Annotated in this window: 23 protein-coding genes and 2 tRNA genes; 12 read left to right on the top strand and 13 right to left on the bottom strand. The window is 68.8% G+C overall.

The annotated features are described in order from the left end of the window. Nucleotides 1-879: 879 nt before the first annotated feature. Nucleotides 880-1,188 (bottom strand): hypothetical protein, encoded by a 309-nt coding sequence (locus tag D458_RS0129140; RefSeq protein WP_017590252.1) that lies wholly within the window; start codon nt 1,186-1,188, stop codon nt 880-882. Nucleotides 1,189-1,676: 488 nt separating this feature from the next. Between D458_RS0129140 and D458_RS0129135 the strand changes: the two genes are divergently transcribed. From D458_RS0129135 to D458_RS0129125, 3 genes are all read left to right on the top strand, one after another. Then, complete coding sequence (locus D458_RS0129135; protein ID WP_017590251.1) at nt 1,677-2,441, top strand: helix-turn-helix domain-containing protein; 765 nt, start codon at nt 1,677-1,679, stop codon at nt 2,439-2,441. Nucleotides 2,442-2,631: 190 nt separating this feature from the next. Beyond that, nucleotides 2,632-2,754, top strand: a complete 123-nt coding sequence (locus D458_RS37775; RefSeq protein WP_014912962.1) for a DLW-39 family protein — start codon at nt 2,632-2,634, stop codon at nt 2,752-2,754. A gap of 266 nt (nt 2,755-3,020) precedes the next feature. Continuing rightward, nucleotides 3,021-3,093: transfer RNA gene (locus D458_RS0129125), tRNA-Ala, on the top strand. Between the two features lie 92 nt (nt 3,094-3,185). Here D458_RS0129125 and D458_RS38030 read toward each other — a convergent pair. Then, nucleotides 3,186-3,320, bottom strand: coding sequence for a hypothetical protein (locus D458_RS38030; RefSeq protein WP_275042299.1), 135 nt, complete (start codon nt 3,318-3,320; stop codon nt 3,186-3,188). 327 nt (nt 3,321-3,647) lie between these two features. Here D458_RS38030 and D458_RS0129115 point away from each other — a divergent pair, with 327 nt between their 5' ends. The 4 genes from D458_RS0129115 (at nt 3,648) to D458_RS0129095 (ending at nt 7,250) form a co-directional block, all read left to right on the top strand. Then, nucleotides 3,648-3,854 (top strand): hypothetical protein, encoded by a 207-nt coding sequence (locus tag D458_RS0129115; RefSeq protein ID WP_017590249.1) that lies wholly within the window; start codon nt 3,648-3,650, stop codon nt 3,852-3,854. Nucleotides 3,855-4,384: 530 nt separating this feature from the next. Next, nucleotides 4,385-5,539 carry an NAD(P) transhydrogenase subunit alpha gene (locus D458_RS0129105; protein WP_026119793.1) on the top strand — a complete coding sequence of 385 codons (1,155 nt, stop codon included), beginning with the start codon at nt 4,385-4,387 and terminating at the stop codon, nt 5,537-5,539. Further along, nucleotides 5,536-5,829 carry an NAD(P) transhydrogenase subunit alpha gene (locus D458_RS0129100; RefSeq protein ID WP_017590247.1) on the top strand — a complete coding sequence of 98 codons (294 nt, stop codon included), beginning with the start codon at nt 5,536-5,538 and terminating at the stop codon, nt 5,827-5,829. Before D458_RS0129105 ends, D458_RS0129100 begins: the two co-directional genes overlap by 4 nt. After that, the gene (locus tag D458_RS0129095; RefSeq protein WP_017590246.1) at nt 5,826-7,250 is read left to right on the top strand and encodes an NAD(P)(+) transhydrogenase (Re/Si-specific) subunit beta; all 1,425 of its coding nucleotides are present in this window, start codon (nt 5,826-5,828) and stop codon (nt 7,248-7,250) included. Before D458_RS0129100 ends, D458_RS0129095 begins: the two co-directional genes overlap by 4 nt. A gap of 56 nt (nt 7,251-7,306) precedes the next feature. On the opposite strand, the gene D458_RS35025 is transcribed toward D458_RS0129095, so the two are convergent. Next, nucleotides 7,307-8,131, bottom strand: a complete 825-nt coding sequence (locus tag D458_RS35025) for a CPBP family intramembrane glutamic endopeptidase (RefSeq protein WP_017590245.1) — start codon at nt 8,129-8,131, stop codon at nt 7,307-7,309. 743 nt (nt 8,132-8,874) lie between these two features. On the opposite strand from D458_RS35025, the gene D458_RS0129085 reads away from it, so the two are divergent. Together D458_RS0129085 and D458_RS0129080 are read left to right on the top strand one after the other, a co-directional pair. Continuing rightward, complete coding sequence (locus D458_RS0129085; protein ID WP_026119792.1) at nt 8,875-9,204, top strand: WhiB family transcriptional regulator; 330 nt, start codon at nt 8,875-8,877, stop codon at nt 9,202-9,204. A 270-nt stretch (nt 9,205-9,474) separates the two neighbouring features. Beyond that, nucleotides 9,475-10,134, top strand: a complete 660-nt coding sequence (locus tag D458_RS0129080) for a DUF1707 and DUF4870 domain-containing protein (protein WP_017590243.1) — start codon at nt 9,475-9,477, stop codon at nt 10,132-10,134. A gap of 169 nt (nt 10,135-10,303) precedes the next feature. On the opposite strand, the gene D458_RS0129075 is transcribed toward D458_RS0129080, so the two are convergent. Further along, nucleotides 10,304-10,894 carry a hypothetical protein gene (locus D458_RS0129075; protein ID WP_017590242.1) on the bottom strand — a complete coding sequence of 197 codons (591 nt, stop codon included), beginning with the start codon at nt 10,892-10,894 and terminating at the stop codon, nt 10,304-10,306. 317 nt (nt 10,895-11,211) lie between these two features. On the opposite strand from D458_RS0129075, the gene D458_RS0129070 reads away from it, so the two are divergent. Then, the gene (locus D458_RS0129070; RefSeq protein WP_017590241.1) at nt 11,212-11,736 is read left to right on the top strand and encodes a peptidylprolyl isomerase; all 525 of its coding nucleotides are present in this window, start codon (nt 11,212-11,214) and stop codon (nt 11,734-11,736) included. 116 nt (nt 11,737-11,852) lie between these two features. Here D458_RS0129070 and D458_RS37770 read toward each other — a convergent pair whose 3' ends face one another. After that, nucleotides 11,853-12,056: a hypothetical protein gene (locus D458_RS37770; RefSeq protein WP_017590240.1), complete on the bottom strand. Its 204-nt coding sequence runs from the start codon at nt 12,054-12,056 to the stop codon at nt 11,853-11,855. On the opposite strand from D458_RS37770, the gene D458_RS0129065 reads away from it, so the two are divergent. Next, nucleotides 12,034-12,696: a rhomboid family intramembrane serine protease gene (locus D458_RS0129065; protein ID WP_338037031.1), complete on the top strand. Its 663-nt coding sequence runs from the start codon at nt 12,034-12,036 to the stop codon at nt 12,694-12,696. The two genes, D458_RS37770 and D458_RS0129065, sit on opposite strands and share 23 nt — an antisense overlap. 277 nt (nt 12,697-12,973) lie before the next feature. Here D458_RS0129065 and D458_RS0129060 read toward each other — a convergent pair whose 3' ends face one another. From D458_RS0129060 to D458_RS0129025, 8 genes are all read right to left on the bottom strand, one after another. Next, entirely contained in the window at nt 12,974-13,228 is a 255-nt protein-coding gene (locus tag D458_RS0129060) for a cell division protein CrgA (RefSeq protein ID WP_026119790.1), read from the bottom strand. Between the two features lie 184 nt (nt 13,229-13,412). Then, nucleotides 13,413-15,221 carry a Stk1 family PASTA domain-containing Ser/Thr kinase gene (gene pknB / locus D458_RS0129055; protein WP_017590237.1) on the bottom strand — a complete coding sequence of 603 codons (1,809 nt, stop codon included), beginning with the start codon at nt 15,219-15,221 and terminating at the stop codon, nt 13,413-13,415. An 85-nt stretch (nt 15,222-15,306) separates the two neighbouring features. Further along, entirely contained in the window at nt 15,307-16,818 is a 1,512-nt protein-coding gene (locus D458_RS0129050) for a serine/threonine-protein kinase (protein WP_017590236.1), read from the bottom strand. Further along, nucleotides 16,818-18,281 carry a peptidoglycan D,D-transpeptidase FtsI family protein gene (locus D458_RS0129045; RefSeq protein ID WP_017590235.1) on the bottom strand — a complete coding sequence of 488 codons (1,464 nt, stop codon included), beginning with the start codon at nt 18,279-18,281 and terminating at the stop codon, nt 16,818-16,820. Before D458_RS0129045 ends, D458_RS0129050 begins: the two co-directional genes overlap by 1 nt. After that, nucleotides 18,278-19,684: an FtsW/RodA/SpoVE family cell cycle protein gene (locus tag D458_RS0129040; protein WP_017590234.1), complete on the bottom strand. Its 1,407-nt coding sequence runs from the start codon at nt 19,682-19,684 to the stop codon at nt 18,278-18,280. Before D458_RS0129040 ends, D458_RS0129045 begins: the two co-directional genes overlap by 4 nt. Before the next feature lie 4 nt (nt 19,685-19,688). Further along, nucleotides 19,689-21,071, bottom strand: a complete 1,383-nt coding sequence (locus tag D458_RS0129035; RefSeq protein WP_017590233.1) for a Stp1/IreP family PP2C-type Ser/Thr phosphatase — start codon at nt 21,069-21,071, stop codon at nt 19,689-19,691. Continuing rightward, the gene (locus D458_RS0129030; protein ID WP_193374665.1) at nt 21,068-21,565 is read right to left on the bottom strand and encodes an FHA domain-containing protein FhaB/FipA; all 498 of its coding nucleotides are present in this window, start codon (nt 21,563-21,565) and stop codon (nt 21,068-21,070) included. Before D458_RS0129030 ends, D458_RS0129035 begins: the two co-directional genes overlap by 4 nt. 292 nt (nt 21,566-21,857) lie before the next feature. Continuing rightward, nucleotides 21,858-22,622, bottom strand: coding sequence for an FhaA domain-containing protein (locus tag D458_RS0129025; protein WP_449406595.1), 765 nt, complete (start codon nt 22,620-22,622; stop codon nt 21,858-21,860). 228 nt (nt 22,623-22,850) lie between these two features. Here D458_RS0129025 and D458_RS0129020 point away from each other — a divergent pair. Further along, nucleotides 22,851-22,933, top strand: a tRNA-Leu gene (locus D458_RS0129020). Nucleotides 22,934-23,439 lie beyond the last annotated feature (506 nt).

Here is a 23,439-nt window from a genome sequence, read left to right as displayed (position 1 = left end):
GAGAATAGGGGGAGGGGTTCGTCTTTCGGGGCGGGCTCCTCCTTCTTTTTGTTTTTTGCCATGGCTTGTGAACATGTGAATTTCACTGGAGAGCCAGCGGTCGGCACTGGGTTCATGTCCAGGACGGAGGAGCTCTGTCGGCGATCCACGTCCCGGGGAGGCACTGCCCACCGCGGAGGGGTGTGGCGCTGACGCGCGAGAGGGAGAGGTCGCGCTGAGGCCCGGGCGGAGCGGGTTCGGTCCGGAGGACGAGGGTGCCGACAGCCGGCGGGAATCGGGCGGTGCGGGCGGGGCCCTCCGGCCGGGGGCGCGACGTGGCCTTCGCCGAGCACGACGGTGTCGTGTACCTGGCGGTCGACGGCTCCGGGACCCGGGGCAGGGCGCGGTTCCGCCGTCATCCGGCCCCGCGGTCGGAGCGTACGGATCCGAATTACCGGTGAGGAACCCCTCGTCACCGGAAACCCGGCGAGGGCGCACCGCTGGGAGGCTCGACCGACGGCGGTGGCGGGGCACAGCCGAGGAGGCCGGCCACACGGCCGGGCGGTCTTCGGGGGATCACCGTCCCCGCGGGGTGAGGGGCGGTCAGGGGTCGGGGGAACCGTTGCGTCAGCGGACCGAGCCGTCGGCAGGGAACCGGCGGCAGGGCCCTTCGCTAGTCCTCGTCGGCTTCCGGGGTTTCGATGAGCTGCCTCAGCAGCGCCACGAAGTCGTCCTCGCTCATCGTCGACCAGTCCACGTGCTCGTTCATGTTCAGCGGTCTCCCCAAACTCTCGCCCCATAAGCCTCTGGGGGCCGTATCGGTTCGAGAAGTCTGGGTTAACACCGCGTTTATGCAGGTGGCGAAGGTGGCCGGAATGGGCCGTGCGGGGTTTCGGGCCGTCAGACGCGCTGTTGGAGGGCGCTCCGGCACTCGGGGCAGCGGCAGCGCTTGTTGTACCCGGTGACGCTGCCGTGGGGCAGGGACGGGTCGCGCTGGTCGGTGAGGGTCGCGTCGAGCTGCTCGCCGAAGGGCTTGAGGACGCGCGCGGTCGAGAAGACCTGCTTGGGGCTGATGCCCAGCTCTCCCGCCGCGTCGTCGATGTGCTTACCCATACGGAGTTTGGCGATGAGGCGTGACCGGGTGCTCGGGGGCATCTGGGCCTCCGCGTTCGCGATCAGCTGCTCGGTGTCGTCAAGCGGGTAGCTCATGGGTTTCCTCTACGTGTGCGGGTACGCCCGCCGGGACGGGCACCTCAAGCATCGTACGCGCTTTCCCACCGTGGGTATCGGGCTGAGACATACGTGACACCGGGCCACAAAGCCCTCATCGTGGGCGCTGCCGGAGCTGGCCGCGGGCCCCCGGTGCTCGACCGCGTCGTACGAGGTGCTGGCGGGGCCCTTGTGGCCCAGGGAAAGGATGTTGGATTCTCACTCTCGTGTGACTCCCTGATATGCAACTCCAGTCACTTATTGTAACAAATCTTCGTTTTTTCCCAGAGGGCAGGCCTGTCGGCTCGGCCCCTAAAGCATCGAAACGGTCGCTCTTTTCTAGAAACTCATTGCTAGATGCTAGATGCCGTGTTTCGCTGGAGGCATAACCCGACACTCTGCGTCATTGGATCAGTGTTATGACCAGCCCCACGGTTCGTCGACGGCGACTGTCAGCCGAACTCCGCCGCCGCCGTGTGCAGGCTGGGATGACCCTCAACGACGTGGCGGAGGAACTGGAGTGGTCGCCGGCCAAGCTCGGCCACATAGAGACCGGTATCCGCAAGTGGCCGTCGGTCATGGAGGTCTCCGCGCTGCTGCGCCTGTACGGGGTCACCGGGGGACAGCGCGAGGCCGTTCTGACGCTCGTGCGCGAGTCGAGGCTGCGGCCGTGGTGGACCGAGTACGAGGACGTCCTCTCCTCCGCGTACGTGGGGAACGAGGCCGGGGCGGTCTCCCTCCGGACCTACGCGGGCATCCTGGTGCCGGACCTCCTCCAGACCCCTGACTACACCGCCACCCTGGCGCGTGCCCTCGGCCACGGGGAACAGGCCGTCGAGCGGATGGTCGCCGCCTACCTGAAACGCCAGGAGATCCTCGACCCCGGCTCCCCGCTCCGCTACCACGCGGTGGTGGAGGAGGACGCCCTGCAGCGCGTCTCCGCCGACCTGGGCCTGCTGCGTGCCCAGGCAGGCAGGATCGTCGAGCTGGCCACCGGGTCCGAACGTGTGACGGTCCAGCTGCTGCCGACCTCCGCCGGGCCGCACCCGGGCCTGGCCGGGCCCTTCTCCGTCCTGGAGTTCGAGGAGGACGAGGCCGACCTCGCCTATGTCGAGGCCACCCAGGGCGGGAGGATCGTCGAATCCGAGGACGCGGTCCGCTCATGTCGGCGAGTCTGGGACGATCTCACCCGAATCGCCGCGTCCCCGCAGGCCACAGTGGGAATCCTGCGCCGTATGGCGCTGCTGACATGACCGTGCGGAACCGGCTCAGGGCGGATCAGGGGAAGAAGCCGGTGTGAATCGGTCCACCATGGCAGGGACCGCCCGCCACGGCTTGCTAGTCTGCTAGGTGACAACCTCATAAAGTTGCCCGCGGAGCCCTCGCCCCAGGGTGGGAGCCCGTGTGTACGACCGGTTTTCCAACAGAGAAAGGGTCCGGACAGTGAAGAAGATCATCGTTCTGGCGCTGGTGGCCCTCGGGGCTTTCGCCGTCTACCGCAAGATCCAGGCGGACCGTGCCGAGCTCGACCTGTGGACGGAAGCCACCGCGGCCAGCGAGAGCTGATCAGCGGACCCCATCGGCCACCGTCAGGGGCCGGGAGGTTTCCATGAGCGGGTCGACGGTGTACACCCACGCGGGTCACCGAGCGTCCGTTTGAGAGTGACACGAAGACGTGGGTGGGCCGACAGTCCCGTGGTGCGACCCACGGCTTTGTGCTGCGTCCGGTTCTTGGCAGCCCCCGGACCCCGGGTTTTCCCGCTCCATGACCGGGGCAGCTTTCGGATGCGGGTATGCTCTCCAGGTGACCAGGGCGCGAGCCCGGGTTCGACGGGGCCATAGCTCAGCTGGCAGAGCGCCGGTTTTGCATACCGGAGGTCAGGGGTTCGACTCCCCTTGGCTCCACAAGCGTTTACGCACGTCACGGACGTGAAGACGGCCACCCAGGCGAACAGCCCGGGTGGCCGTTGCACATTCAGTGCACATTCCTCGTACGGTCAGGCGGCCCGACCGGGCTCCCCGTTCGAGTCCCCCGACTCACGCAGCGCGGCGTCACGCCTCTCCCCCATCTTCCGGGGGACCTCGTCCAGGCGGTCCGGGAACAGGTGCCCGAAGGCCGTACTACTTGGCATCATGACGCGCCTCAGAGACGAACGGTTGCCGTTCGGGTGAAAGCGGATCAGGATGGGACAGGCTTTGGACCGCCGAGTCATGCGGGCGACCGACCATGGTCGAGACCTGGTGGTACCAGAGGGCTCAGCGCCCCTGGACCCCCGAGCCCGCATGGAACCTGGCGCGACACAGGACGCGCGGTAGTACAGACCGATCGCGCCAGAACCCATACGGGACCGAGACCGTGGTGCCCGCCCCAAATGGTTGCCGTAGTGGCCTCTCGGCTGAGCGAACCGATAACCCGTCCGAGATCAGTCACCATGCCGACCGAACCTCAGGAAGTGCCCGTGCCCGAGGACTGGGACCGTATCGATGCGCTGATCTTCAGCGAACACCTCATCCAAGCCCTACAAGCGATCAGGGACCAACGCGGCCCCATCCCCTTGCCCGACGCCATCGACGTCCTTAATGAGCGTTTCTTGCACCTACGCGACACCCGCCCCGACGAGTTCACGGTGAGCCTCGACGGCTACGGGGACAACTTCTACTCGTAGGCATTTCCGTGCCACATTTGTGCCACACGGGGCGGTCAACGGCGGGGAACCACGGGGATTCATGGGGAGACGGGCCGCATCCTCGCAGGTAGGCGATTTGCGAGGTCAGCCGTCCGAGGCGTTCTCGGCTTCCCGAGCTGATGACGTGCTCAGATCCCGACGCACCCGATAGCGCGACTCGCACTGTCTCGGGTGACCAGTTCCGGCGCCGTGCCGAGTCCGCTCAGCTCCTCGGAGGCCCGTGGGCCACACGTGCGCCCGGGACCCCTCGCACTCGTGGTGGTCTGGGGGACCCGCGCACTGGGTATGACCAAGAGTCCACGCCAACGGCAGCCCCGTCTGTTTTCAGGTCGACGACGAAGACGGCCACCCCCATCCCCGATCCGTGCTGCGGACAGCCAGGCCCGAGTCGACGCCCAACAGCCACCCCTTGCCTCAAGTCGTGCGTGGCGTCTCTCGGTACCCCTCCTGGCCCCGTGGTGCGACTGGGCCCACCGCTGGCGCACCGACGAGCCATAAGAGGTGATCGGATGCGACTGGGATTCGCACGATCGGAAGATCCGAACGACGGCCGGGTGGGAGCCACGCCCGAGACCGTCGCGACCCTGACCGGGCGCGGACTGGAAGTCGAGGTGGAGGCCGGGGCCGGGACGGCCGCCGGCCACTCCGACGAGGACTACACGGAGGCAGGGGCCCAGATCGTGGACGGCGACAAGCTGTTCGCCCGGGCCGAGACACTGGTGGTGGTGGGCCCGCCCACGATCGAGAGGCTGGCCACCATCGCCGAGGGCGCCGCCCTGATCGGGTTCCTGCGCCCGGTCCACGCCTTGGACCTGGCACGGGTCCTGGCCGAGCGCCGGGTCACCGCGCTGGCCGTGGAACTCATCCCGCGTATCAGCAAGGCCCAGTCCATGGACGCGCTTTCGTCCCAGGCCGGGGTCGCCGGCTACAAGGCCGTGCTCATGGCGGCCAACCGGATGGACAAGCTCTTCCCGCTCTCCATGACCGCGGCCGGGACCGTGAGACCGGCCCGGGTGGTGGTCCTGGGGGTCGGTGTCGCGGGCCTGCAGGCGATCGCGACCGCCAAACGCCTGGGTGCCACCGTCAAGGCCAACGACGTCCGGGCCGCGGCCGCGGGCGAGGTCGAGTCCCTGGGCGCCGACTTCATCCACATCCCCGGCGTCACCGACCAGGCCGAGGGGGCCTACGCCAAGAAACTCGGGGAGGAGCTCACCCGGGCGCAGCACGAGGCCCTCGCCCCCCACATCGCCCAGGCCGACGCCGTCATCTGCACGGCGCAGATCCCCGGCCGGGCGGCACCGATCCTGCTCACCGCCGAGATGGTCGAGCGGATGCCCGCCGGTTCCGTGGTCGTGGACCTGGCCGCCGAGGACGGCGGCAACTGCGACCTGACCGATCCCGACGGGCCGACCGACCACGGCGGGGTGCGGATCATCCCCGCACCGCAGCTGGCGCGCAGCCTCCCGAAGGAGGCCAGCGCCCTGTACGCCCGTAACATCGCCCACCTGCTCGCCCGGATCGTCACCGACGAGGGCGAGCTCGACGTGGACGCCGACGCCGAACTCACCGGGTTCCTGCTCGCCAGGGACGGAGAGGTGCTGCACGCACCCACGGCGGCCGCGCTCGCGGCCGCGGGACCGAACGACCTGGAGGCCGCTTCATGACCGGAACACTCGTCCTCGCCGTCTATGTCTTCGTGTTGGCCGCCTTCCTCGGCTACGAACTGCTGACCAAGGTCCCGCCGATGCTGCACACCCCGCTGATGTCGGGGGCCAACGCCATGTCGGGTGTGGCGGTCATCGGGGCCCTCATCCTGGCCGGGACCACGACCGGGGTGGCCGCGACCGTCTTCGCCACGTCGGCGGTTGCTCTGGCCACGGCCAACGTGGTGGGCGGGTTCATGGTCACCGACCGCATGCTGAGCAGCTTCACCGTCAAGAGGGAGCGCGCATGAACGCCGAGGAACTGGTGCTGGTGGCCTATCTGGTCCCCGTGGCGCTGTTCGTCATCGGGCTCAAGCGGCTGTCCAAGGTGCGGACCGCGCGCCGGGGCAACTTCATGCTGGCAGCCGGGGTGATGCTGGCCGTCGTCATCACCCTCGTGGAGATGGGGGTGGTCGACTACACCTGGATCCTGGTCGGGCTGGCGGTCGGGGCGACGGTCGGCGCGGTCATCGTGCTGTGGGCCTCCGCCACCTCGATGCCGCAGGTCGTCGCGAGGTTCAACGGGTTCGGCGGTGCCGCGGCCGCGCTGATCGGCATGTCCCTCTTCTGGGACGCCGTGGTGGACCGGGACGCCGGAACGACACCGCTGGCCGCCCTGGGGGCACTGGAGTCGGTGGCCCTCGCGGTCTCCGTGGTGATCGGGGCGGTGACCTTCTCCGGTTCGCTCCTCGCCGAGGTCAAACTGTGGGGTCGGCTGAGCCGCCTCACCAGGATCCCGGGGCGCGCCCCGCTGCTCGTGGCGAGCTCCGTCCTGACAGCGGCCGCCGCGGTCGCCGGACTGCTCCTCGCGGACGTCCGGTGGGCGGCCCTGAGCATGGTCGGGCTGCTGGTGTTCAGCCTCCTGGCCGGGTTCTTCGCGGTCGCCCCCGTGGGCGGCGCGGACATGCCGGTGATGATCTCGCTCCTCAACTCGGTCTCGGGGATCGCGGTCGCCGCGAGCGGGTTCGCGATCGGCAACACGATGCTGATCATGGGCGGCATCATCGTCGGCGCCGCCGGCCTCATGCTCACCCAGATCATGTGTGTGGCGATGAACCGCACCTTGCTGAGTGTCTTCGCGGGAGGGCTGGGCGACGGCGGTTCCTCGGACGGCGGGAGCGACACCTACGAGAACGTGGTGAGCTCCGACCCGGAGGAGGCGGCGATGGTCCTGGAGGTGGCCCGGAGCGTGGTGATCGTCCCCGGGTACGGTCTGGCCGCGGCCCGCGCACAGCAGGCCGCGGCGGACCTGGCCGGCGTGCTGGCGGCGCAGGGGGTGGAGGTGCGGTTCGCCATCCACCCGGTCGCCGGGCGGATGCCGGGGCACATGAACGTCGTGCTGGCCGAGGCCGACGTCCCCTACGACCGTCTGGTGGAGATGGACCGGATCAACAGCGACTTCCCCAACGTCGACGTCGTGATCGTGGTGGGCGCCAACGACGTGGTGAACCCGGCAGCCAACGAGGCCACCGGTTCGCCGATCGCCGGGATGCCCATCCTGGACGTCGAGAACGCCCGGCGGGTCATGGTGATCAAGCGCAGCCTGTCCCCGGGTTACGCGGGCATCAAGAACGAGCTGTTCGAACGGGACCACTGCACGATGCTCTTCGGCGACGCCAAACAGGTCCTGGACGACCTGACCCGTGAGCTGAAGGCCAACGTCCCGGTCTGACCGGGGCCCGACCGGACCCGCCGCCCGACCAAGCCACGGTCGGGCGGCGGGGCTGTTCAGGGAGTGCTGCGTTCCGGGAGGTCCTGCGGCCGGTGCTGGGAGAAGGCGACCACGGCGACCGCGGCCACCAGGTAGGCCAGGGCGAGGAGCAGCGCCCATCTGGGTGACTCGGCCAGGTCGGGGACCGGCAGGACCGCCACGGCCGCGTTGTGCGCCATGTGGGCCACGATGACCAGCGGCAGGCTCCGGGTCGTGCGGAACAGCCAGCCGTAGACCACCGAGGCCGAGACGAGGCGGATGCAGGTGTGCAGCGGTTCCAGCGGGGTGAACTCGGCCAGGCCGCCGGGGGTGAGCAGCGGCCACAGGTGCCACGTGGCCCACACCAGGCCCACGATCACGCTCGCTGTGATCCAGCCGGTGCGCTCCTCGAGGAGGGGTTGGGCGAACCCCCGCCACGCGGGTTCCTCCAGGGCCCCGCTGATCATCGGTCCGGCCGTTCCGGCCAGGACCGCGGCAGGGGGCAGCGCCCACCACCCTCCCGGCGGTGGCGGCCCGCCCGTGGCCGTGTGGGCCAGGTTGACGGCGACCACGAGGGCGAAGGGGAGCAGCAGGGCCAGCGCCCACAGGCGCGGGTCGGCCCGCCAGGTGGTCAGGTGGCGCCAGATCCCCCGCAGCCCGGGGCGGCTCAGCGGGGCCACCGCCAGGGTCGCCAGCAGCGGGGCGAAGGTGACCAGGACCAGCGCCGCGGACGCCTCCTCGGGCGACTCGACGAACCACAGGCCGATGCCGGCCAGGGCGGACAGGACCAGGAGCCACAGGGACCATGCGGCCGCCGGAGAGAGTCCTCGGACGAGGCTCAGGGTCGTGTCGTCGTCGCGCACGGGGCCGTCCTTCGGTGTCGGGGCTGCTGGGGGACGCTGCGTCTCCGGAACGGCCGAGGGCCGGGGCCTTGAGGGACGGTTGCCTCGAATCGAAGCCTATGAACTATTCGTGTGGAAATCCATAAGATGGGACCTTTGGCCAGATTGACAAGGGACTTCTTGCTCAAAGGGGGCGAATTTTCGGGGGTTACTAAACAGTAGTTCTGGGTTCGTTCGGGTGGGAGGGAAATGGGTGGCCCGTGGGGTTGCTCTGCGTGTCTGTCCGGGGGGTCCGCATAGCCCGTTCGGGTGGGGTCAGTGCCGAGGTGTCCAGTTGGGGTGGGCCTGTCGCGGTGGGGAGACTCGCTCATGGGATGACGTGAAGTCGCAGGTCATCATGGTTTTCAGGGAAAGGTCTGAGACTGACCTTTCATTGCGGTTGCACGGGGGCGCCTGTACCACATGCAATGACTCTCCGTGTGTGTATGATGACACTTCCTTAAGAGGCAATGGTCCTAGTGGGCCATATGAGAAATAGGCCTCTTGGGGCCTGTTGGTGAACTCGGACGATCCGTAGTTTCGACACCAACGACAACGAGGAACACAGCACGCCGAAACGATCGACCCCCGAAGGCGAGCCGTGCGGCCCCCCGCCCGGCATCGTGCATCGTCCTCGCATCGGCCAGCTGTCCCTCGTCCACCGACGGCCGTGCCGACCGGTGGGTTCCGATCACCACACATGCTGATCTTGGGAGTGGGGCAACATGTGGAATGAGAAGATGGCGGCTCGTGCCAAGTGCCGCGAAATCGACCCTGACGCCCTGTTTGTTCAGGGTGCCGCGCAGAACCGCGCGAAGCTGATCTGCCGGGGCTGCCCGGTACGGACCCAGTGCCTCGCCGAGGCGCTGGACAGCCGAATCGAGTTCGGTGTCTGGGGAGGCATGACCGAACGGGAGCGCCGCGCCCTGCTGCGTCGGCGCAAGGACGTCACCAGCTGGTACGACCTGCTCACCAGCGCGGAACGGCGCTACGAGGAGGAGCGGACCCAGCCGGAGCCGGTACGCACCGGGGTGCCCGTCGTCGCACGCCAGTGACGAGGGGAGCCGCCGGGGAGGGGAGCCCGGGCGGCTGAGGGCCTGACGGCCGAGTACGAGGATGTTCGCGAGCAGCCATGACGGCGGCCGCGGTGGTGCGTGGCGCGTTCCGACCAAAGTCGATGCCGGCCTCCTCCCTCGGGGGGAGGGACGGATCAGGGGAGGATCAGGGACGCCCCCCATATCCGCACCCCGTGTTATGCCGCATCATGGAGGAGGGCGCGGTCATCCTCGTACGGCCGTGCTCGTCAGAGCACCTTGGGAGTGGGGATGGCCGTGCAGAACCCTCAGAAGCCGCAGAGGCGGAACCCGTGGGATCAGGGCCCCGTCGCGCCTCAGACGCAGATCCGGCTCACACACGAGGACCGGGACGCCGTGGCCGAGGTGCTCCGCGAGGCCTACTCGCACGGACAGCTGGACGAGGACGAGTTCGGTGAACGGCTCGACCAGGCCATGCGGGCCAAGTTCAGCGCCGATCTCGTGCCCCTCACCTCGGACCTCGGTGTGCAGGTCTCACCCGGGGGCACCGGCAGCACCCCCGGCGTCGTCCACCAGAACGCGGAGCAGTCCGGGAGCAAGGGCAAGGACCGGGGGCCGACCTCGGACAACCCGGTGGAGAAGGTCGCCGCCGCGGCCGGGCACCTGTCCGCCTGGTTCCTGCCCTTCGTGACCCCGCTGCTCCTTCTGCTGGTCAGCGGAGAACTGTCGCCCTACCTGCGGCGGCAGGCGATGGAAGCGCTCAACTTCCAGCTCTTCTGCCTGATCGGTGCGATCGCGTGCGGCCTGCTCTTCTGGCTGGTCCTCCCGGTCGTCGTCCTGGTCGGCGTCGGTATCGCCTGGGTCGTCATGCCGATCCTCGCGACCGCCGCCGGCATGATGGGCAAGGCCTGGAAGTACCCGCTGGTCTACCGCATCATCAAGGACAACTGAGTCCTCCGGGCCACTGAGCCCTCCCGGTCACCGAGTCCTCCGAGCGGGTCGGGCCCCAGGACGGACCGGGCCCCCGGACGACGGAAGCCGCGCCGAAGGATCGACGCGGCTCACCGTCCGGCTGCTGCGGACCCCCCGGAGGGGCATCGCCCACCCCGGGAGGGGGCGGTCAGCGTCCGGGGCGACCGTTGTCCTGCGCACGGCCCTCGTTGGTCGCGGCACGCACGGTCTCCTTCACCTTGGCCTTGGTGGCCTTGGCGCCCTCGGCCGCGCTGTCAGCCGCGTCCGAGGCCTTCTCCTCCAGGTTCTCGCGGGTCTCGCGGACCTGCTCACGGGCCTGGTCCAGGTGTTCCTGCCACTCGGCGTCCTGGGAGGCCTGCCGCATGCGGATCAGCGAGTACACGAGCACGCCGCCGACCACGGCGGCGCCACCGATCAGAACCCCGCGGGGGATGCGGCGGTTTCCGCTTCGGAACAACCGCAGACCGCGGCGACCCGGGTTCGGGTCGATCCGCTGTGCGGCCGTGGTCAGCAGCTCGGCCACCCGCGGCGCCACCGTGTCCTCGACACGGAGTGCGGCCGTCTCAAGCCGGGGGGCGGTCCAACCACGCGCCTGGAGGAGCTTGAGGGCTGCCTGGTCCCGCGCCTGGTCGGCGTAGGGGCCGATCCGATCGGTCTGCTCCTTGGCCAGGTCCTGCAGGCGGGCGAGGGTCGCTTCCGCCTCCTTGCGTGCCTTGCGACGATTGGCAGTGATAGGCACGTCGTCAGCTCCTTCGATCGTTCACCGGTTCGTACGGTCCCACCACCCGGCGGCCGACGCTTCACGGCCGCTGAGGGCGGCTTCTCGTCGTCCTTCCCCGTTATCCGGGTGTTATCTCAACATACGTCCTCTGCGTCTGTGATCTACGTTTCGACACCGCCCACCGCGACGAGTCTTGGGGGCGGACGCCCCGGCCCGGGTCGGGCCGGCCGCGGCACCGCTCCCGGAAGCTGACCCGGGCGGTCGGGTTCAGGCGAAACGCGGTGGGCGGAAGGGTAACGTGAGCACGTAAATCTCACTCGACGAAAGGCACTGAGGTGTCGGACTCCACGGGTCAGCCCACCGCGCGGCTGAACACCTCCAAGGGAACCATCGTTGTCAAGCTCTTCGAGGAGCAGGCACCGGAGACGGTCGCCAACTTCATCGGGCTGGCCGACGGTTCCAAGCAGTGGATGGACCCCGCCACGGGCAAGCCGTCCAACAACAGCCTCTACGAGGGCACGATCTTCCACCGTGTCATCGACGGCTTCATGGTCCAGGGCGGGGACCCGCTGGGCACCGGTCGCGGTGGCCCCGGCTACACCTTCAAGGACGAGATCCACAAGGACCTGCGCTTCGACCGTCCGTTCCTGCTGGCCATGGCCAACGCCGGTCCGGGCACCAACGGCTCGCAGTTCTTCATCACCGTCGGCGAGCCGAACTGGCTCAACGGCCGCCACACCATCTTCGGCGAGGTCGTCGAGGGCAGTGACGTCGTCACCGAGATCACCAAGGTCTCGACCGACGCCCAGGACCGTCCCCACGAGGACATCGTGATCAACAGCATCGAGATCACCCGATAGTGCGGATGTGCCAGCGGTGAGACCCAGAGGAGTGACGACCCACCCATGACCGCATCTCCCCCTCCGCCCGGAACCCCGCCCGGACCCGGCTCCGAGCCGGGAGCGCCCCGTACCTGCTACCGGCACACCGGACGCGAGACCGGGGTCAGCTGTACCCGGTGCTCACGGCCGATCTGCCCGGACTGCATGGTCGAGGCGTCGGTCGGGTTCCAGTGCCCCGAGTGCGTGGCGGAGGGAAACCGGAAGGTGCGGTCCGCGCGGACCGCTTTCGGGGGCAGGGTCGTACGGAAGCCGTACGTGACCTGGACGATCCTGGCCATGATGGGTGTGGGCTTCCTGCTCCAGCTGGGCACCTCGGAGCCCGTGGGCCAGGCCGGGCTGTCGCCGGTCACCGGCATGTTCAGCATGTACGGCCTCGCCGTGGTGCTGGACGGCCAGTGGTACCGGATGATCACCTCGGCCTTCCTGCACGGCGGGGTCATGCACCTGTTGTTCAACGGGTACGCGATGTTCCTGCTCGGGCAGCAGCTGGAACGCTGGCTCGGTCACGGCCGCTTCCTCACCCTGTGGGTGGTGGGCGCCCTGGCCGGTTCCGTGGTGAGCCTGCTCTTCGCACCGGGACAGCCCTCCGTGGGCGCCTCCGGTGCGATCTTCGCCCTCTTCGGGGCGGTGTTCGTGATCGGGCGCCGCCTCCGGCTGGACATGCGGATGATCCTGGTCCTGCTGGGGCTCAACCTGGTCATCACGTTCCTGGTCCCCAACATCGCCTGGACCGCCCACATCGGCGGTCTGGTGGCGGGGCTGGCCGTCGGGGCGATCTTCGCCTACCTGCCGGCCCGCACGGGCCGGGCGGGCGGGAGCACGCTCGTGCACGCGCTCGCGGTCGCCCTGTTCGTGGTGCTGCTGGCGGTCCTGGCGGTTCTGGCCCCGGCGGTCTGGTCCATGGTGCTGACCGCCTGAGCGGGTCTCACGAAGCATGCGGAAGGCCCCCGGAGAGATCTCTCCGGGGGCCTTCCGCGTACGCACGAACCGCGACCGCCACGGGTGGCCTGCCCGGGGCCGTGCGCGGGAACGGGCGGCCCGGTTCCGGGCATGCGAACAGAGCTACCCACAGCCTGTGGATAACCCTGTGGAAAACCTGATCAAGGCTGGTCGAACGCCCGTGAGGGGGCGTTGGTGCCGTTGTCGGAACCCGCGTGCGACAGGGGGCGTCGCACCCGCGTGCGGGAGAGGCGGGTCAGTGCCAGCGCGTGGACAGGACGACGGCCACGATGATCCCGCTGAAGCCGATCAGCAGGTTCCAGTTGTGCCAGTCCTGCATGTACGGCACCTGGGCACCCGCGATGTAGTAGACCGCGATCCAGAGAATGCCCAGGATGAAGAAGCCCAGCATCGTCGGCACGAGCCAACGCGGACTGACCTTCGGCTTCTCTTTGGAAGGAGGCGGTGTGTAAACAGCCTTCTTCTTGCGATCGTTGCGGGACTTGGGCACGGTCGCTGCTCCAGGATGTGGGGCGGTTCGGAACGGAACACAGTCTACGCGCAGGGTGGGGCGCACGTCACCGGCGGGAGATCCCAAAAGCCCAACGGTTGCCGGGAAGGACCGGCGGACACGAAGGCGGGCGGGGCTCCTCGGAGCACCCGCCCGCCTTCGTGCGATCGCCTGTCCGCGCCGCCTAGCCGCGCCGGAAGACGAACCCGTCGTCACCCGGCGGGAACGGGATCTCGGGGCCCGGGTCCTCGGGATCCGTGGGGTCCTCCGGATCCGTGGGCTCCTCCGGGTCGGTCGGCTGCTCGGCCGGGGCCACCGCGATCGTCACGGTCACCGTGGTGCCCGCGTTCACGTTCTGCCCGGCGGCGGGCGACTGGCTGATGACGGTGTTCTCCGCGGCCTCGCCGTTCTCCTGGTCCTGGAACTGCGGGGTCAGCCCGGCCTGCTCCAGCGCGGACTGGGCCTGTTCGCGTGTCATCCCCTGCAGGTCCGGCACCCCCACCTGGTCGGGGCCGGAGGAGATGATCAGGGTGAGCTCGTCGGAGGGGTCGGCCTCGCTGCCCGCGGACGGGTCGGTGCCCACCGCGCTGCCCTCGGCGATGCTGTCGTTGGCCCTGCGGTCCGTGGTGACGTTCTCGAAGCCGGCGTCGGTCAGCGTCGACTTCGCCTCGCTCTCGCTCTGCCCCTCCACGTTCGGGATCTCCAGGGCGCCCGGGCCGGAGGAGACGTGGATGACGATCGCGTCGGTGGCCTCGATCTCCGAGCCCGCCTCGGGGTCGGTCTCGATGACCGTCCCCTCCTCGACCTCGTCGTCGGAGCGTTCCTCGGACCGGTAGTTCTCGAACCCGTCCTCGGTGAGCTGGGCCTCCGCGGCCTCGAGCGTGCTCCCGGAGAGGTCGGGGACGGCGATCGTCTCGACCTCGGGGCGGTCGTTGCCGGACATGAGGAAGAAGACCAGGACGATGGAGCCGATCACCCCCAGCGCCAGGAGGATCCACAGGGCCGCCTTGCCCCCGTTGCCCTTCTTCTCGTCCCGGTAGTCGTCGTCGTAGTCGTAATCGTCGTACTCGTCGTCGTAGCGGCCGCCACCCGCGGGCGGCATCGCCGTGGTCGCGCCCGCCGCGGCCATCGCCATGGTGCCCGCCTGAGTGGGCATCCCGGCCAGGCCGCGCTGGATGTCGGCGCGCATCTCCGCGGCGTTCTGGTACCGCTCCTCGCGGTCCTTGGTCATCGCGCGGAGGGTGACGTCCTCCAGCCACTCCGGGATCTGCGGGTCCACCTCGGACGGCGGAACCGGGTCCTCGCGGACGTGCTGGTAGGCGATCGAGACGGGGGAGTCGCCGGTGAACGGCGGACGGCTGGTGAGCAGCTCGTAGAGCACACAGCCGGTGGAGTAGATGTCGCTGCGCGGGTCGACCCGCTCACCGCGCGCCTGCTCCGGGGAGAGGTACTGCGCGGTACCGATGACCTGCGAGGTCTGGGTCATCGTCGCCTGGTTGTCGTCCATGGACCGGGCGATGCCGAAGTCCATCACCTTGACCTCGGCGCCCTTGGTCAGCATGACGTTCGCGGGCTTGATGTCCCGGTGGACGATCCCGTTGTCGTGGCTGTACTCGAGAGCCTTGAGGATCCCGTCCACCAGCTCCGCCGAACGCTCCGGCAGCAGCTTGCGGTCGTCGTCGAGGAGCTCCTTGAGGGTGCGGCCGTCCACGTACTCCATGACGATGTACGGGATGGACACCCCGTCGACCATGTCCTCGCCGGTGTCGTACACCGCGATGATCGCCGGGTGGTTGAGCGAGGCCGCCGACTGCGCCTCCCTTCGGAAGCGCGCCTGGAAGACGTGGTCGCGCGCCATGTCGTGCCGGAGGGTCTTGATGGCGACGAGCCGGTCGAGCCGGAGGTCGCGTGCGCGGTATACCTCGGCCATGCCGCCGCGCCCGACCACTGTGTCGAGTTCGTAGCGTCCGCCGAGAAGCCGGGGCTGGGACATGTCGTGCACTAATCCTCGTGTCTTCCGGAAGCCGCCCGCGGGCCGCCGCCTACCCTGATCGTCTCTCGCTCACTGGCCACGTTCACTAATTCTCACCGTTGCCCGGCCCGCCGCCCGAACCGCCGCCCGGATTGCCGCCACCACCGTTGTCGTCCTCTCCGCCACCGGGGTTCTCGGGTTCAGGGTCCTCGGGGCTGGGTACCTCTTCCTCGCCCCCGTCGCCCTCGCCGTCCTCGGAGGGATCGGTCTCCTCCTCGCCCTCACCGGGCAAGGGGCTCTCGGTCTCTTCCCACTCGTCGGGCTGGGGCGTCCACGCAGGTGTGTCCTCGACGTGGACCGGCTCCTCGTAGTCCTCCTCCGGCTCCGACTCCTCGGTGGGGGTCGGGGTGGGGGAGCTGTTCGAGGCAGGGGGCTGCCTGCTGTCGTTGACGTTCTCGGCGCCGTCCGGGCCGCCGAGGACGAATCCGGCAGCGGCCGCGGCCACGATGAGGACGGTCGCCGCCACCGCGGCCAGGACCACGGGGGTCCTGACCCGGCGCTCGGGTGCCGAACCCTCGTCCAGGCCGGTCGCGCCCCCGTCCTGGACCGGTGCCACGGCGGGCTGCCCGGCGGTCCGCCGCGCCGTTCCGGACGCGCCGAACGTTCCGGACGCGCCGGAGCGCGGGCCGCTGTCCGGGACCGCGCCGACCACCATCGTCTGGGCCATGCCGTTGAACCCGGTGGACGGGGTGGGCGGCCCGGTGCCCGCGTTGGAGCGGATGACCGCCGCCAGGTGGGCGACCTCGCCGGCCGAGGACGGGCGGTCCTCCGGGTTCTTCTGCAACAGCGAGAAGACCAGGTTGTCGATCTCGGCGGGGACGTGCTCGGGGAGCTCGGGCGGATCGTCACGCGTGTGCGCGAGCGCCAGGGCCACGGGGCTGTCACCGGTGAAGGGCGGCGTCCCGGCCAGGCACTCGTAGGCCACCACACCGAGCGCGTAGAGGTCGGAGGCCCCGCTCGCGGGCCGGCCCGACGCCTGTTCGGGCGAGATGTACTGGGCGGTGCCCATGACCATGCCGGTCTGCGTCAGGGTGACCGACGTGTCCCCCCGCGCGATGCCGAAGTCGGTCAGCTTGAGCTGGCCGTCCTCGGTCACCAGCAGGTTGCCGGGCTTGATGTCGCGGTGGACCACACCGCGGGCGTGCGCCGCGGCGAGCGCCTTGGCCGCCTGGCACACGAAGTCGAGGGTCCGGTCGGCGCTGAGGCGGCCCTGCTCGCGCAGTACCTGGGAGAGGGGTTCGCTGACCACCAGCTCCATGATCAGGTACGCGCGGCCCTCCTCCTCGCCGTAGTCGTAGACCTGGGCGATACCCGGGTGGGACAGACCGGCGGTGATTCTGCCCTCCGTCCGGAAACGCTCTCGTGCCGTCGGTTCGGCCATCTGGGCCGGGTGGAGCAGCTTCACCGCGACGGATCGGTTGAGCAGTGTGTCGGTCGCCCGCCACACGGTGCCCATCCCCCCGGAGCCGATCTGCTCCTCCAGGCGGTAACGGTTGCTCAGAACGGCCCCGGTCAGTCCACCGGGGCCGCTCTGGGAAGACGGCTCGTAGGCGCTCACTACAGGACCACTGCCTCCATCATCTGGCGGGCGATCGGCGCGGCCAGGGAACCACCGCTGCCGCCACCGTGCTCGATCACCACCGCGACCGCGATCTCCGGGTCGTCGGCGGGTGCGAAACCGATGAACCAGTTGTGGGTTCCGAGCTCACCGCCGGTCTCGGCGGTACCGGTCTTGCCGGCGACGTCAACGCCCGGGATGGCGGCGTTGGGACCGGACCCGTCGGGGCCGGTCACCAGCACCATCATGTCCTTGAGCATAGACGCGGTACTGGCGCTCGTGGCCTGGCTGTACACCTCGGGGCTGGTCTGGGTGACCACCGAGCGGTCCGCGTCACGGACCGAGTCGACCAGGTACGGGTGCATGACCTCACCGGAGTTGGCCACACCGGCGGCGACCATGGCCATCTGGAGCGGCGTCGACTCGACGTTGGACTGGCCGATGCCGGCGCGGCCGAGGATGCTGTCCTCGCTCTCCACCGGGGCCAGGCTCGGGATCACGTTCAGCGGGACGTTGAACTCCTCGCCCTCCTCCGGGTTGAACCCGAAGGCCGTCGCCTGCTCGGACAGGGCCTCACCGCCCATCTCGATCGCCCAGTTGGCGAACGAGGTGTTGCAGGAGATCTGGATCGAGTGCGCCAGAGTGTCCGGGCTGCCGCCGTTGCAGGTGCCGCCCGGGGTCGCGTTGGGCAGGTTCGGACCGCTGTTGAACGACAGGTTGTCCGGAGCGTCCTGGGTGCTGTCCGGGCCCGCGTCCAGGTGCTCGATGGCCGCGGCCGCGGTCACGATCTTGAACGTCGAACCCGGCGCGTAGCGCTCGCGCAGCGCCCGGTTCAGCAGCGGCTGGTCCTCCTGGTTCTCGAGGGCGACGTAGTTCTCGCCGGCCTCGGTGATGTCGGTGATGCTCACGACGTCGTTGGCGTCGTAGGACGGGTACGAGACCGAACCGAGGATCGCCCCGGTGTCGGGCTCGATGGCGACCGCGGCACCGTTCATCCCGAGCTGCTCGAACCCCTTGAACCCGGCCTCCTGGACCGCGGGGTCGATGGTCAGCTCGACGCGTGCGCCCTCGGGCTCGCGGCCCGTGATCATGTCGCGGAAGTTGCGTACGGCCAGCCGGTCGTCGCTGCCGTCCAACAGCGCGTTCTCGGTGTACTCGATCCCCGAGGCGCCGTAGCTGCGGAAGGAGCCCACGACCGGCGTGTACATGGTGCCGCCCGCGTACTCCCGCTGGAAGCGCGCCGGTTCGTCCTCCTCGGAGATGTCCGTGGAGAAGGCGACGTTCTCGTCGCCGATGACGATCGGCCCCCGCTGCTCGGTGAGGCGCTCGGTGTACTGGCGCGAGTTCAGCGGGTCCTCGCGGATCGCCTCCGCCTGGAACCCCTGGATCCAGGTCAGCTGGAGCATCAGGGCGCCGAAGAGGAGCATCGCGAAGACGCTGAGGCGTCGGATGGGAGTGTTCATCGTCGGATCACCTGCGTGGCCCCCTCGTCCTGGATGGCCTGCGGGGCGGGACGCCGCGCGTTGTCGCTCATCCGGAGCAACAGGCCGATCATCAGCCAGCTGGACATCAGGGCTGAACCGCCCGCGGCCAGGAAGGGTGTGGTCATACCGGTCAGCGGGATGATGCGGGTCAGACCGCCGAGCACCACGAACACCTGGAAGCACATGACGAAGGCCAGGCCGCTCGCCAGCATCTTGACGAACAGCTCACGCGAGGCCAGCGCGATGCGCATGCCCCGTTGCACCAGGAGGAAGATGACGAGCAGGATCGCCATGAGCCCGGTCAGGCCGAGGTCCTCGCCCAGGGAGGCGAGGATGAAGTCGCTGTCCGCGGCGAAGATGCGGTGTGCCTGACCACCGCCCATGCCGGTACCGAACACACCTCCGTAGGCCATGCCGATCTGGCCCTTGACCAGCTGTTCGCTGCCGCCCAGCCGACCGTAGACCTCCGGGTCGAAGGCGTAGAACCAGATGTCGACGCGCTGTCGGAAGTGCCAGAAGATCTGGAAGGCGAGCGCCGCCGCCCCCAAGAACACGCTGACGCCGATGATCACCCAGGAGGAGCGCTGCGTGGCGACGTACAGCATCGCCAGGAAGGTGCCGAAGAGCAGCAGCGACGTGCCGAGGTCCTTGGTGATGACCAGAAGGCCGATCGCGGCGACCCAGCCGACGACCATCGGCATGAAGTCGCGGGCGCGCGGCAGGTCCATGACCTTGAACCGGCCGATCTTGATCTGCCTGGCCGCGAGTGAGAGCACCTGCCGTTTGGTGACCAGATAGGACGCCAGGAAGATCACCAGGGCGATCTTCGCGAACTCGGAGGGCTGGAGGGTGCGGCCGGCGATACCGATCCAGCGGCGGGCGCCGAACTCGGAGACACCCAGGCCGGGGACCATCGGCAGCGCGATGAGGATGAGCGCCGCCAGAGCGCTGATGTAGGTGTAGCGCTGGAGGACCCGCGGTTCCTTCAGGAAGAACAGCAGGGCGATGCACATGACCATGCCGACCGCGGTCCAGATCAGCTGCATGCCCACACCGGCGTGCTCGATGTCCCCGGAGTCGGCGGCGTCCAGACGCCAGATCATCGCGACGCCGATGCCGTTCAGGAACAGCGCGCAGGGCAGGATCAGCGGGTCGGCGTAGGGGGCGATGAAGCGAAGCGCGACGTGCGTGGCGAGCGCCAGCGCACCGAAGATCAGACCGTAACCCCACATGGCTCCGGGGATGGAGCCGTTGAGGTTGAGCCCTGAGACCGCCATCGCGCTCATGGTGATGACGATCGTGATCCCGATGAGGACCAGCTCCGCGTTGCGGCGTTGGATCGGGGGTAGCGCTGTGGGTGCCTCAGGGGCGGTGGTGCTCACAGGGTCACCCCGATTCCTCGGTCTCGGTCTCCTGGTCGGCGCTGTCGCCCGAGTCCGCCTCGAGGTCGCTGACAATGCTCTTGGCGTCGGCCAGGTCGTCCGCCGTCCAGGTGTTCTGGATCGCCTCGCGGTCGGTCGGGGTGAGCGAGTCCACCTGGATCTCGGTGCCCTCGACCTCCTCGGACAGGCTGAAGCCGGCGATGTCGGTGTCGATGCCCTGGTAGATGCTGACGGTCCGGCCGTCCGGGGAGATACCCACGTAGTACTGGCTGTCCACGTACTGGCGGCCGAAGTAGTAGCCACCGCCCGCGACCAGGGCCACCACCACGAGGAAGACCAGGATGATCGGCCACCAGCTGCGCGTGCGGTACTCCGGCTCGGAGGCCTGTCCGCGCGCGGTCGGCGCGTCGTAGTCGTCGTGGGTGTTGTACGGCTCCTCGTGGGGGGCGCCGTAGGCGGGGTTCCCGTCGTGGCCCGGGTGGTCCTGTCGGCCCGGGATCTCCGCCTGGACCGGGTCCATCTCGGCGGTGTCGCCGCCGGTGCCGCGCAGCTCCTGCGCCCGTCTGGCGGGGCTGCTCTCGTTGGGCCCCGTCGATTCGTCGCGCTGGTCCGCGGCACCGACCGTCTGGGAGGCGGGCGTCGGCCCCTCGCGGTCGGTGTCCGTCTCGATGACGTCCGCGACGACCGCGGTGATGTTGTCCGGTCCGCCACCGCGGATGGCCAGCTCGATGAGCTTCTTCGCGGCCGCCCGGGGGTCGCTCTCGGTGGCGAGCGTCTCGTGGATGGTCTTCTTGCTGACCACACCGGACAGCCCGTCCGAGCAGAGCAGGTAGCGGTCGCCGACCTTCGCCTTGCTGATGGAGATGTCCGGGTCGACCGGGGTCTTGCCGTCCAGCGCGCGCAGGATCAGGGACCGCTGCGGGTGGGTGGCGACCTCCTCCTCGGTGATCTTGCCCTCGTCGACGAGGGTCTGCACCAGGGTGTGGTCGTGGGTGATCTGCTCGAAGCGCGGACCGCGCAGCAGGTAGGCGCGCGAGTCGCCGATGTGGATCAGCGCGACCTGGGAGCCCGACCACAGCATGGCGGTCAGGGTGGTGCCCATGTTCTCGAGCTGGGGTTCCTGCCGGATGCGGATGGCGAGGGACTCGTTGGCGTGCTCGACGGCCCGCTGGAGGACCTCGGCCATCTCCTCGGCCCGGGGGTCGTCCCGGGTGTCGAGCTGGCGGATGGACGAGATGGCGATGGAGCTGGCCACCTCACCGCCCGCGTAACCGCCCATGCCGTCGGCTACCGCGAGGAGGTGTTGGCCGGCGTAGCCGGAGTCTTCGTTGCCTTCGCGGAGGCATCCTACGTCGGAGTACGCCGCGTATCGGAGAGCGATTGTCATTTGCGCAGTTCCAGGACGGTTTTGCCGATACGGATGGGCTGACCCACCGTGATGGGCTGGGGGCGGTTCAGCTTCTGCTGGCCGAGGTAGGTGCCGTTGGTGGAGTTCAGGTCCTCGACGAACCAGCGGCCGTTTTCGGAGTAGACACGCGCGTGGCGGCCCGACGCGTAGTCATCGGTGATGACCAGGGTCGAGTCCGGGGCGCGCCCGATGAGGATGGGCTGTGAGGCCAGGTTGACCGTGGTGCCGGAGAGAGACCCCTGGGTCACGGCCAGGACCGTGGGCTCGTTGCGGCGCGGACGCTGCGGTCGCTCCTGTGACGACGACGGCGCCCGGCGCTGGGGCGGACGCGCCGCAGGGCGGGGTTTCTTCTTGGCCTTCTTCTTCGACTGGCCGAAGAGGTCCGTGCGGATGACGCCGACCGCCATGAGGACGAACAGCCAAAGCACCGCGAGGTACGCGATCTTGATCAATATGAGGGTCAAGTTGGACATCGAACTGCTCTTCAGCCCCTGTCGTGCTTCGGCCGGGGTGGCGGTCATCGGCGCCGCCACCGTGTCTGCCCCACCTTCGAGTCGGTGAGTCTAGGTCGCTGATCCGCGGCCCAGCCGGCCGCGGCCATTCTGCCCGATCGGTCAGGTCTTCGCGGAGACTACCCTCCCGGCCGGATATCCGACACAGGTCCTTATCGGTCCTGACCCGGACTTCGACCTCTCAGACGCCGGTTTGGGGCGGTTGGTTGCGGTCCGGTTGGTCCGGATCGTCCGACTGGTCGGGGTCGGGTGATCAGTCCCGGCGGAAGGTCATGGTGGTACGACCCAGACTGATCCGGGTGCCGTCCACCAGCCTGGCCTGCCTGACCTGCTGTCCGTTGACGAAGGTTCCGTTCGTGGATCCCTTGTCCTCCAGGATGACCTCTTCGCCGTCGACCCGGATCTCCACGTGGTGACGGGAGACGCCGTTGTCGACCAGGCGCAGGTCGCAGTCGGTGCCGCGGCCCAACAAGGTGACCGGTGTGGTCAGTTCGAAGGACTGCTGCATGCCCTGGCTTGCGATGTTGCCTTCAGCGGTCGCACCGCCGGGCGAGATGAGCAGACGAGGACGGCCGGTCTGGCGCTGTCCTGCGCCCGGACCCGGATCACCGACCGGCTGACGGACCTCGCCGTCCTTCACCATGGTCCCGCGCACGACACCGGAACGGATTCGGAAGCGGCCCGTCTTGAGGCCGTCGTCCGACCTGAACTGGACCCGCACCGGACCGACGAAGGAATAGCCCTGCTCGGTCGCGTAGTCGCGAGCCAGCTTGGACAGCTCCTGTCCGAGGCTGTCGGCGTAGACCTCCAGGCGCTCCTTGTCACTGGCTGAGAGCTCGACGATGAAGTCGTTCGGGACCAGTGTGCGTCCCTGGGCCACGATCGCTGCCCGCTCGTCCATTTCCCGCTGGACCGCGCTCGCGACCTCGACCGGCTGGAGCTCAGACTTGAAGGCCATCGCGAAGGTGCCTTCGATCATGCCCTCGAGCCTGCGCTCGAAGCGTTGGAGCACTCCCACGAGGTACCTCCCTTTGTACTCCACTCCGTATGTGTAGACGATCGTAACCGGGCCGGGGTGCCCCTGGTTTCAGGCGCACCCCTGTGAGGGCCCTCTCCGAGCCCCGATCCGGGCCCGCCGCAAACGGTGTGCAACCCGCCTCCAAGCCGTGCTAGCCTTATTCATGTCGCCAGGGGGAACAGGCAAAAGCCCGGATCACCTGGCAACACAACTGAATGCATGTCACTCGGGCGGGTGGCGGAACGGTAGACGCGCACGGTTCAGGTCCGTGTGTCCGAAAGGATGTGAGGGTTCAAATCCCTCCTCGCCCACTCGACTCCAGACGACCCTGGTAGCAAGCTAGCGCTTGTTCCCAGGGTCGTCTTCGTCGTGCCCTTGGGGGACGACCCCCAACCCCCCGGTGTGCCGCTCGGCCTCCGGCCGTCGCGCTTCGCGGCACGACCGTGGCTGACCTGGTCTTTCGGCTCCCCTGCTGGGGTTGGGCGCTGCTTTTCGCCTCCGGGTCGGGGTTGGGTACCGCGGCCGGCTCCCCGGGCGCGGCTGACCTGGGTTCTTCGCTCTCCCACCGGGTTCGGGTGCTGCTTTTCGCTTCCCGGCCGGGGTTGGGCACCGCGGTTGTCGTCCCGGTGGCTGAGCTGGTCTTTTTGCTCCCCGGCTGGGGTCGGGCACTGCTTTTTGCCTTCGGGGCGTGATCGGGTTCCGCGGTTGGTTCTTCGGGGTCCGAACCGGCTTTCGGGCCCTTCCTCTGAGAACGGCCGCTACTTTCTGCTTTTGAATGGTGGCAGCGCGTTGTCTTTTGTTGTGGGGGCCACCCCAT

It is taken from the genome of Nocardiopsis ganjiahuensis DSM 45031 (assembly GCF_000341085.1).
Taxonomy (GTDB): Bacteria; Actinomycetota; Actinomycetes; order Streptosporangiales; family Streptosporangiaceae; genus Nocardiopsis; species Nocardiopsis ganjiahuensis.
The sequence above is the reverse complement of the archived record's forward strand: the minus strand, read 5'-3'. Positions and strand labels throughout refer to the sequence as shown.

Excerpts from the sequence above, each read along its gene's own strand:
- pknB (WP_017590237.1), bottom strand. The coding sequence starts at position 15,221 with ATGTCCCAGCCCCGGCTTCTCGGCGGACGCTACGAACTCGACACAGTG.
- D458_RS38030 (WP_275042299.1), bottom strand. The coding sequence starts at position 3,320 with ATGCCAAGTAGTACGGCCTTCGGGCACCTGTTCCCGGACCGCCTGGAC.
- D458_RS0129100 (WP_017590247.1), top strand. The coding sequence starts at position 5,536 with ATGACCGGAACACTCGTCCTCGCCGTCTATGTCTTCGTGTTGGCCGCC.
- D458_RS0129135 (WP_017590251.1), top strand. The coding sequence starts at position 1,677 with ATGACCCTCAACGACGTGGCGGAGGAACTGGAGTGGTCGCCGGCCAAG.
- D458_RS0129045 (WP_017590235.1), bottom strand. The coding sequence starts at position 18,281 with ATGAACACTCCCATCCGACGCCTCAGCGTCTTCGCGATGCTCCTCTTC.
- D458_RS37770 (WP_017590240.1), bottom strand. The coding sequence starts at position 12,056 with ATGGCCAGGATCGTCCAGGTCACGTACGGCTTCCGTACGACCCTGCCC.
- D458_RS0129095 (WP_017590246.1), top strand. The coding sequence starts at position 5,826 with ATGAACGCCGAGGAACTGGTGCTGGTGGCCTATCTGGTCCCCGTGGCG.
- D458_RS0129080 (WP_017590243.1), top strand. The coding sequence starts at position 9,475 with ATGGCCGTGCAGAACCCTCAGAAGCCGCAGAGGCGGAACCCGTGGGAT.
- D458_RS0129140 (WP_017590252.1), bottom strand. The coding sequence starts at position 1,188 with ATGAGCTACCCGCTTGACGACACCGAGCAGCTGATCGCGAACGCGGAG.
- D458_RS0129030 (WP_193374665.1), bottom strand. The coding sequence starts at position 21,565 with ATGTCCAACTTGACCCTCATATTGATCAAGATCGCGTACCTCGCGGTG.
- D458_RS0129105 (WP_026119793.1), top strand. The coding sequence starts at position 4,385 with ATGCGACTGGGATTCGCACGATCGGAAGATCCGAACGACGGCCGGGTG.
- D458_RS0129035 (WP_017590233.1), bottom strand. The coding sequence starts at position 21,071 with ATGACAATCGCTCTCCGATACGCGGCGTACTCCGACGTAGGATGCCTC.
- D458_RS0129085 (WP_026119792.1), top strand. The coding sequence starts at position 8,875 with ATGTGGAATGAGAAGATGGCGGCTCGTGCCAAGTGCCGCGAAATCGAC.